This window comes from Ruegeria sp. BHSB064, from assembly GCF_059613205.1.
The window spans coordinates 1-10,911 of record NZ_JBXWSB010000134.1; the positions used below are offsets into that span (position 1 = coordinate 1).

General features: G+C 58.8%; 2 protein-coding genes. Both read left to right on the plus strand.

The annotated features are described in order from the left end of the window. On the plus strand, positions 1-3,268 hold a 3,268-nt coding region (locus tag AC2FNU_RS21245; protein WP_496792217.1), incomplete at its 5' end, for an RHS repeat-associated core domain-containing protein. A 194-nt stretch (positions 3,269-3,462) separates the two neighbouring features. Beyond that, positions 3,463-10,911 (plus strand): neuraminidase-like domain-containing protein (locus AC2FNU_RS21250; protein ID WP_496792219.1); only part of this gene is annotated, 7,449 nt, incomplete at its 3' end.

The following is a 10,911-nucleotide window of genomic DNA, read 5'->3' on the forward strand; positions in this document are numbered from 1 at the left end:
GGTTGGCGAAACCGAGATTCTGAACAACGTCCGCCTCTCGATCTATGGCGAACGGGAAAGCATCGATTATGGTAACGGGGTTACAGTCAGCCGGGAGTTCGATGACAGCACGCGGCTGGTTCGTCGCATTCGCGCGACCCGATCAGCAGCGGGCGGGCGCGCTCCGGTTTTACAGGACCTCAGCCTAACGTATGACCCTGTCGGCAACGTGACCGGCAGCATTGATCAGGCGCATTCGGGCAGCGCCCGCGCGGTTTTTTCGGCCATTGCTGGTGCAGATGCAATGCGCCGCTACACGTATGACGCATTCTATCGCCTGACCCAATCCGAAGGGCGCGCGCATGGTGCCTTCACTGCCACACCGGGCCCGACACCTGTCCTGCCTTTGTCGGATGGAACCGGGACTGAGCGGTTCATACAAACTTACACTTATGATCTTTCAGGGAACCTAACGAGGCTGCGGCACAACGGGACAATTGCCAGTTTTACCACGGATTTCTGGGTTGATACGGCCAGCAACCGGTCACGACCAGCGACGCGACCCGACGGTACACCGGTTAGCCCTGCGGCAGCGGCGGCCGAATTTGGTGCGGGCGGCGAATTGCGGCAGGTCGACCACCTGAGCAGCCTGCATTGGCGGCACGATCAGAGGTTGCTGCGCGCTGTCATCATCGATCGCAGTGCCCAATTGCGCCCGGATGACGATGAAATTTATTTGTACGATGGCAGCGGCACGCGCCTGCGCAAAATCACTCGCAGGTTGCTAGGCGACGGCAGCGTTGAGCGGATCGAAGTCACCTATTTAGGCACAGCGGAAAGACGCAGGATTTTCCGCGGAAACAGCTTGATCCTCGAACGCTTTGTCACCCGTTTGTCGGATGGATTCTCAGAGATCGCCGAGCTGCATCGCTGGTCCCTGGACGCCACGGCCCGAGAGACAACGGACCCGACCGCAACCCGGATTCGGTATACGCTTACCGATCATCTGGGATCAGCAACTCTTCGGTTGGACGAAGCGGCCCGCGTTGTCAGCTATGAAGAATTCATGCCTTATGGCCAGACCGCCTTTGCCGCTGCGGACAGCGCGCGTGAAACGGCACTGAAAGCCTATGGCTTTGTGCAGCGCGAACGGGACGCGACCACCGGGTTTCATCATATCGGTCAACGGTATTATGCAAGCTGGCTCTGTCGATGGATATCACCGGATCCAGGTGGATCGATCGACGGTCCCAATCTCTTTATTTACGCGCGCTCGAACCCGGTTTCGCATTTCGACCGCTCCGGTCTGCAAACGACCCGAACCCGTCCGGGACGACGTATCGCGGCGCCTGCGCGACCTGACCCACCGTCGGTCACAGCTGCTCTGGGACGTCAGACTCCGGCGATTCAACTGCGCTATGCCCTTGGACAAATCACTTACTACATCAGCACTGAAGGTACGGTCCATTTCGGGACGCGTGCCGAATTGGAACGACTGGCCGCGCGCGATCAGGCGAACGGTGCGGACATCATCATGCTTGGCACGGCGGGGCGTGGTGGGAACAGTGACGGCGCTGAGCCGGGCGCGGCAGGAGGTCAGAACGGTGGCGGCGGCGACCCGGAATCCCCAACCACAGACCCTTCGGGCGACACACCGGATGCGCCACCGGATCCCAGCGGCGGCTCTGGCAGCCCGCAGGCCGATGGCACCGGCAACGACACTCCGTCGGATAGCACGCCAACAGATACCGGTGGGCAAGCGACCGGGTCAGATACCGGCACCACAACCGACGGAACGGGAGATAGTGAAGTTGGGACCGAGGACGGCGACCCGGAAGGGACCGGAACCGTCGAAGGCTCGGATCAACAAGGTCCCGGTGGCGGGGGCGTCTCGGATGATCCCAACGCTCTGGGCCGTGGTGACACCGGGACTGGCCGGGGCGGCGGTACCGGCGACCCGCAAAGCCGCGGCACCGGCCAAGAAGACAGCCCAGCGCATCGCGAAGGCGGCACAGGTCGTGGGACCGGGTCGGAACCCGGCGGGACCGAGGGTGGAACCGCCACTGAGGGCGGCGGAACAAACCCCAACTCGACCGGCACCAATCCTGACGCAACGGGCACCACCCCAGGCGGTGCAAAAGGTGGTACCGGAACCGAGCCTGGCGGTGGTCCAGGCGGCGGACCAGGCGGCGCAGAGGGCGGTGGACCCGGTGGTGGCGCCGAAGGAAGCCCGGAGGGCGATCCTCAAGGAACGGCACCTGCGGGGGACACTGGTGCAGGCACGGGCGGCAATGGCGGCGAGCGCAGCGCCCCGCCCGGTAACGCACCGCCCGAGAATTCAGGTGGTTCGGGCAGCGGCAGTACGTCGGGCAGCGCAGGCGGCAATCGGTCTCCAGATCAGGAAAGCCGAAACGGCGGCGATGGACCCGGCGGTCAGGAACCTGCAACTGTCATGGATCACGTGGTCAGGGTCGCGGGCTGGTGGAACCTTGAGTTTGGATCCGACGAACCAGGAGAATCTGGCGGCATTCCCGGCGGAATGGGCAGCTTAAACCTTGGATCTTGGGGACAGGCTGCTTTTGTCGCCCTGACAGTCGTTGACGTCATTCTGACCGTCGCATCGTTCGGCAGTCTGGCTGCGATCAAAGCCAGCCTCAAAGTAGCGCTCAAGGCAGGCATGCGGGCCCTGGCATCAGCCGGGCGGCGAGTCATGGCCGCGTTCAGTCTCAAGAACCTGCGTCAGTTGGCGGCGCGTACGGGTCTTCGGGCCGGGATCAACTGGAATCCGATGCGCAGCCGAATGCTGCGCGAGTTTTTACCACAAGTGGCCAGCCGTCTTTCTCCGGGTGCATACCGCGTCGACATCATTCCGCGGCTTTGGTCTGTTGTGAAAAGCAAAGTCGTCAATTGGCGGGCGTTTTCCAGCCCCACCGGCAGTCGCATCTGGACCTCAGCGGAAACGGTTGCGCATTCGCATGTAGATGACCTTGTCCGCCACCTCGACAGCACTCCGGGTTCCGGCGTCATCAATGTGTTGACCGGTCGTCATGGTACCGAAGCCGGGTTCGACCTTGCGCAACGCGAAGTGAAATTCTTTATCGACGACCTCGTCAATCTTCCATCCAGCGCCCGCATCGACATTCACGATGTAACCCGGCTCACCGACAGCCAACTGACCGCGATTTTGGAACACTCGGACGACGTCGTTCTGGCCTGGTGCCACTCGGAAAGCACGCGCCGCGTCCTGCGCGCGCTTGGCTTGAACTTCCGTGGTGGTGCTCCGTTCTAACCGAATTTCGGGGCGCGCAGCCCCTGCTTTTTCTCGGGCGGGTCGCCCGCCCAAACAGCAATAGGGTGAAGATTTGAAAAGGATCACCCAACTCAATTCACCATCCAGCGCTGCTGCGGTCCTGGGCTGCAGCGGTACGATTCCAAGGACTGCTTTCTAAACCGAATACTTGCTTCATCGACGGAGGACCACTTATGCCCGATCCTATTCTTGATCTCCAAAACCTTCGAGAATTGGCTGACCTTCGCAACCGTACGTTGCGGGACACGATAGAAGAAGAGACGGTTATCGCGGCTCTGTCCGGAACCCGGCGTATCGGTTTGGAACGGGCCTTGGCGGACGCAACTCCCGGCCACGAAGACGCAATACGCGAAGCGCTGGACCGGTTGCAGCCTGAAGAGCTTGCCCGCTCGCGACCGGAAGATGTCGCTCGCACAGTCCTCGACGCTGTGGATATTGAAGACGAGGCGCGTTCCCGCGCTGAAACGATTCTGGTGGATGGCGGCAGGCTGGCGGGTGTGTTTGGCCCTGAAATCAGTGACCTGGCATCTGTTGCAATTTCCGACCTTCCCGAACTCAGACCAGAACTTGCGCGCGCCGAAGTGGCAAAGCTGACGAAGATTGCCGGTTTGCGGGATGGCGCTGCAAAAGCGCTTTTGAGTGCGGTTCCCAACAGCGAATTGTTGACGGATCAGCGCGTGGCCACGCTTGTTATCGATCAGGCGTTGACGAAATCCGAAGGCCAGCGCATTGGCCTTGTGGCAGGGATCGCCAAGGTTCTGGGCGATGACTCCGACGCGGCTGCGCGGCTGAGTGGTGCAGAGTTTTCCGAGTTGCGCGGTCGAATAAAGCAACTGCCCGACATTCTGCGTATCGACAATGACTCGCTGGCCAAGGTCGTTGCCCCCGAGTTGGCAGGCAGCGATAGGGAAGAGGCGATTGCCCGCGCCGACGCAACCAAGGTGCGGATCGAAGAACGTTTTCCCACTGAAGGTCTAGCCGCGCGGCTCAAGACGCCTCCGACAGATCAACTTCGACAGGCATATGGCAAAGTGCGAACGCTGCTCAAAGACAATCCTGATGCCCTTGATGACACGCCAGAAGGTTTGGACGAAGCCACCGCCGAAGGGTTGGCCCAAATCCGGGCAACTGTGAATGCTTATCCCGGGCTGGGCACGCGAGAGATCGTCGCGCAGGGTGCCGCAACGCAGGCGACGGTTTCAAAACTCAACCAGCGGGTCGCGGTATTCGAGGATTTTGCCAAGCAAAACGAAACAATCGACCTTCGCAGAATGGATTTTTCTCCTGGGTCCAAGGATATGGAAGCGCTCGATTTCAGAGGAGTTTCCAACGCGGATCAGGGCCCTGTACTCAACGTGTTGAAGGCACGCGCACGCACATTGAGTGTCGGCGGTTCAGTGCGTACGAGCGCCGCTCTTATGAAAAGCGGATTGCATTCCGGTCTGAGGATCGCAGATCTGCAGGTGTCCGAGCTTGCCGCGAAAACCGGTATCGCCGAGGCCGAGGCAAGTATCGTCATCGCAACAGCACGCGATATGCGGCTTGGCGTCAGCAATATTGTCGCGACATTGGCGGACGAGTTGCGTTGGGAACGCCCTGACTGGACGTGGATCGGGCCGCTTTTCGAGGACGTGACAGACGGGCTGAAGGACTTACCGGGATATGCCGATCTGTTTGGCGACCAAAGCTATTGCGATTGCGCGCATTGCGACTCGGTTCTCAGCCCGGCCGCTTACTTTGTCGACCTGATGACTTTTGTTGACGAGAAGGTCACACAAAAGGAATTCACCGGCGCAAAAGAAGATCATGCCCTAAAACTCCAGAACCGGCGCCCTGACCTGTGGACAAAACCGCTGACGTGTGACGCCACCCATGACCTGATCCCCACTTTGGAGATCATCAATGAAATTCTCGAAGCGGCAATCGCCGCGCGCGAAGATGGCACGATCAGTGGCACCGATCGCCCTGCCATTCTGGACAAGGTCTATGCCGATGTCCTTCCAACTGCCACGCGGTCCTTCGTAACACCGTTTGACCGGCGTGTCGCGGCGGCTGATCTCAACCTCAGGGACTTTGACACAGACCGCGCTGAAATCGTTGCTCTTACAGCGCCAGATGCCGGGGCCACGGCAAAAAACAGTGCGGCATTGAAGCTTTCTGTTGCCGCATACGAGATGATTACAACGCGCCGCAATCAGTGGGCTTATTTGCGTGCGCTTTTTCGCAACAGTTTCCCAAGATCAGGCAACACTGCCAATCCGTTCGATGTCCAGGACTTGCTGCGCGCGATGGAAATCGACCGGGACACCATTGGTGCGATCATAGAATCCGACTTTGTGCAGGGCGGAGACAACATTCGCATCGATGCCCAAAAACGTTCGGCAGACAGTGTGCAGAACGATATCGAGCGTGTGATCGGAATGACCCGCGACGCCCTTGACCGAATGCACCGTTTCTGGCGGCTGGCCAGAGCGCTCGATTGGCATCCTCGCACGCTGGGCGTGGTACTTGAGAGGCTTGGGGGCACCTTGAACGACGCTACCCTGTCGCAAATCGTTGGGATTGCGCAACTGGCCGACAACTTGTCCCTGGATATCGACGATGTCTTGTCGTTGACAGGGCCAGTTCCAACAGATCCAGTCGGGGCGGATCCGGACGAACCCGGCCTGATGGACCGGCTGTTTAACGGTGCCGCAGCTGGCGTTGGCTCCGCGCCTTTCCCCGCGCCTGCGCTACGTTTTGTTCACCCTGCGCTGCGTGACGACGCAGCCCTGCCGGAAACCGGCCCGAATGCGGGTGTCTTTGTCTCGCAACGGTTGCGGGTGGCGTTGGGAATTTCAGACGAGGACTTGTTGCACCTGATCCTGATGCTAGCGCCGGTACTTGGGATAGACCCGGACGCCGCCGCAGAGGATGATCGGGGCTTTCTGCTGTCCGCAGACGCGTTGTCGTTGCTCTACAGACATGCGCTTTTGGCGGATGTTCTGAGACTGGATTTTTATGAACTTGGACTTGCGATCCGCATCGCCACCGGAGGCAATGCCATCACAAGCGCAAACGAGTTGCAGCGTCTGCTTGAACAGCACGACAGGTTCGCCCGGCTGGCAGTCGATCTTGAGGCGGCATCAGCGCTTATGGGCTTGCTTGATGACCCTGTCGAAGCTGAATTGTTCGTTGACGTGGAAGATCTTGCGTTGGAGGTTGTTTCACGGATTGCCACCGAAGAGCGCGCTATTTTCGCACCAACGGTTTTTGCGTTTTTGGACGGCGTCACCGAAGATCAGTCGCGATCCATTGTCGAAGCCAATGCAGCCTTGTTCCAGGCAGAACCCCGCGACATGCTGAGGCTGGCCCCTGACGTGGGACTGGCACCGGCCATTGCCGCGCCGACAGGTGGTTTCCCAAGCGGCATCACGGAAGCAGACCTTCAGCTGCTTATCGACACATTCAACCTGCGGGTCATCGTCCCCGAGGTCACGGCGGCGGCGCTTGAAATCTCCACTGAAAAACTGAACGCAATTGCGGCGCTTACGGGTGTGGACATTACCGCCCAAGCCGTCATTGACGGTGTGTTTGCGTCGGATCACGGGCCACTCAGGGACGCAGCCGCCCCAATGGTCAGGGCGCTTGCCGCATTCAAGCACGAAGCATTGACCGCTGATCGTGTGGCTTTTGTTGACGCCAACCGCGCGCTCTTTGATCTGGTGGATCCCGTAGCACCCTATTCGCGAGGCGCAATCCTGTCGCTTGCGGCATATCTGGATGCGCTGCTTGACGATGACGGGCTGCCGGGTCATCCCGAGACTGTTGAGGCCGTTTTGCTTGCCCACACAGTCGCCGATGGGTTTGCTGCGGCCGACACCGATCAATTCGCCCAAGCTGCTGGCGGTGACGTCGCCACCATCCGCGTGTTTGAGGCCGGAGCCAGCCTGCCCGCAAACGCGCTGAGCGCGCTGGACCTGATGCGCCGGATCGTTTCGTTTGCACAGGATCGCGGCCTTGGCGCAGACGCGCTGGCCCTGTTGGCATCGTCTGACCCGGCAGCACTTGGTGAAGGTGCCGAAAGCCTGAAGGCCGCGCTTCAGCTTCGCCTTGTGGATGCCGAAAGCTTTGAAAAGGCGATGGAAGTACATGAAGACGCTCTTCGCGGGCGACGCCGGGATGCTCTGACCGACTACATGATCCGTGACAGCAATGGCAGGTTCGATGATCGGGGTGATCTGTACAATTACTACCTGATCGATCCCGACATGGAAGGTTGCGCCCGAACCTCGCGCGTTGTTTCATCCATCGGGTCTTTGCAAAGTTACATTCACCGGATTGTTCTGAACTTGGAACAGGACAGACGCGACCCGGACGCTGGCAACCATGTCCATGTCAGCCCCACACGGATACCGTCCGACGAATGGGAATGGCGCAAAAACTACCGGGTGTGGGAAGCGAACAGAAAAGTCTTTCTTTGGCCCGAAAACTACATGCTGCCCGAGTTGCGGGACAACAAGTCACCTCAATTCGAGGAACTTGAAAAAACTCTGCTGCAACAGGACATCACGGAACAGACTGTACTGGATGCCTATGCCGCATACCTGCGCGGTTTCGAAGAAGTGGCTGGGCTTCGGATCGCCGGGGCCTACCATGAACATGTCTGGAGCGACGGACGCGACGTTTTGCATGTCTTTGGCTGCACGTCTGACGACCCGCCGAACTATTACTATTGGACAATCGAAAACCTGACGTTTTCAAAACTGCGAGATGACCGGCGCGTTTCCTATTCATCCCGCCGGAAACTTGGAATTGCTGTCCCGGTTCGCGATGTGTCGCCCATCATCTACAACAACCGTTTGCACATATTCTGGCTGGAAATCAGCACAAACCCCTGGACCCGTGTCCGGGATGGCGAGAACGAGTTTATTGGCTATAGGCACACACTGCGGCCCAAGTTTTCATTCCTCAAACTGGACGGCACGTGGAGCACCCCGCAATCCATCGAACTGAGGGGGCGTTACTTCACAATGCGGGATCAAGGCATTCTGCTGGAGGCCGTCACCAGCCGTGGAACATCCTTGGAGATACCCGCATGGACGGATGATTTCTCAACCAGCCATACCGAGGCACAGGATGGGCATACACTTGTGACGCCCGCCTGGAAGAAAGTGTATCCGGGAATACTGAACGGCGATCTCTACCTGAATGTCGGCGGCCACCATGTCCCATATCGCATCGATATGTTCGAGCGTGTCGGCTATCCGCCGACAACCACCGAACGCAACAGGCTGGACATTTACTGGAACCGAGACCCTGGTATCATGCACATCACCGGATCCCGAAGCGCGCGGCGCATCTATGAACAGACGGTCGAAAGCAGCGGTTTCTGGTTACCGGGATCAACGGTTGCGCGACAGGATTTCACAACTGCCCGCTGGAATTTCGAAAGCAACATCTATGGAATGTCCTATAGCAGAGACAGTCTTGATAGTGCTGATGGCAACTGGAACCTCGATCCAAGTGATCTAGGTGCGTCCGTAGCGCGCGTCAATGATCCCGAACCTCATGTCGTGGTGCCTGTTTCCGATTGGGGGTTCCCGGCAGCCTTGGTCCAGAAGGACTCCGATGTCAGCTTCTTTCACTGGTCATTTGACTGGTCAGGTCGGCCCTACGAAGCACGGCGTTTGGGGACGACTGTATTGGGTGATCTCGGGCGCACGCTTTTCTACGGCGGCGTGGACGGCCTTCTCGACAAGAAGGCGCAGGCCGACTATGCCGAAAAGTCTCATCTCATCACCAGTGCGAATAACCGAACGCGAGTCGTTGGCCCGACCAACCGGCTTGATTACACAGGTCCGCTGGGCGTCTATTTCCGCGAGCTGTTCTTTCACATTCCGGCACTGCTCGCCTCGCACCAGAACAGCAGAGGCGACTACGCTTCGGCGCAGGGTTGGTATCAGGCCATCTTTGATCCAACAGCCAAATTCGACAGCGGCGTGGATCTGGGCAGCCTCTCGGACGCGGCACGCCTTCAGGCAGAAAGAGACAGGGTCTGGCAATACTACGAGTTCCAGGGCATGGAACCGCCAAGCCTGCGCGCCATCCTGACGGACGAAGATGCACAAGAGGCATATCGCAAGGATCCCTTCAACCCCTACGCGATCGGACGCCTCAGGCTGTCTGCGTTCCAGAAGAACATCGTTATGCGATATTGTGACAACCTTCTGGACTGGGCTGACAGTTTGTTTCAGCAGTTCACACGTGAAAGCGTGGACGAGGCCCATATCCTCTACGATCTCGTTCGTCAGATCCTCGGACCGCGCCCTGCGGATGCGGGTGATTGCGGCGAAGGTATCGTTCGTCCGCGCAACTATGAGCGGATCAAGCCGCACATGGAAAAAGGGCAGGATTTCTTGATCGAGGTTGAAAACTGGATCATCCCAAAACGCCCGAAATGGGTCGGCGTTAACGACCTTGTCATCGCCGGGCGCACATTCGTTGGTTACGAAAGATCAGACACGCTGGGCGCTGAAATTCGTGGCAAAGTCGAGTCGGCGGTAAATACGGAAGTCCGGTTTGACCACTCCCGTCCTCCGCTATCGGCGGAAAAGGTCGAGGTGGCCAGCCTCGGAGCCACGGAATTGATGCTGGGTGACGACAAAACAGTTGCCAACCTGCCCGACTCTGCAACGGCCAAACCGGCACCCAAAGCGGTATCAGCTCATGTCGCTGAAGCACAACGCTTCGATTTTGCCGTGGCAACAGACGGTCGGCCCGGACAGCAATTTGACTGGAACCGCACAGGACGCGTGGACGCAGAACGTGCAAACCTTCGCTTTATCGGGGCGGGCGGTCGCAATGCCCGTATCTGGGGACGCATTCGTCCGGATCGCTTCACCTGGCATATTGTCCGCCAAATCGGACCGGTCTTTTGCATACCGCGCAACAAGGACTTGCTGGCGCTTTGGGACAGAGTTGAGGATCGGCTTTTTAAAATCCACAACTGCCGAAACATCGACGGCGAACGTGTCGACCTGGCCCTTTTTGCCCCGGAAATCGACCCTATGGCGTTGGTGCGTGCACGAGCAGCCGGTTTGAGCCTGAGTGACATCCTGGGTGCGTCGGCGGGCAACTTGCCGCCCTATCGGTTCTCGTACCTGGTCGCCAAGGCGCGTGACTATGTGGGCCTTGTTCAAGGGTTTGGGTCCAAGCTGCAATCCGCCATGGAAAAACGAGACGCCGAGGAGCTTGCGAAACTCAGGTTGACGCAGGCGATCAACATGCAAAACCTCGTCACCAAAATCCGCGAGAACGAGGTAAAAATCGCCAAGGAGAGCCTTGCTGAGCTGGAAAAACGCAAGGAGATGTTCGAGTATCGCGAAAGCCACTTCCAGCAGAAGATTGATGATGATTTGCTGCCATGGGATCGGGCCGAACAGGTGCTGACTCATGGCGCGGGTATCAGCAAAGTTCTGGCCGCTATTCTGAACGGCACCTCCGGTATTTTGCACCTGATACCGCAACTCGGATCACCTTTTGCCATGAAGTACGGAGGCCACGAACTTGGCCTGTCGGGCGAGAAATGGGCAAAGGTCTTCAAGGACACCGGTGATCTGTTGATGATCGCAGCGAAATCC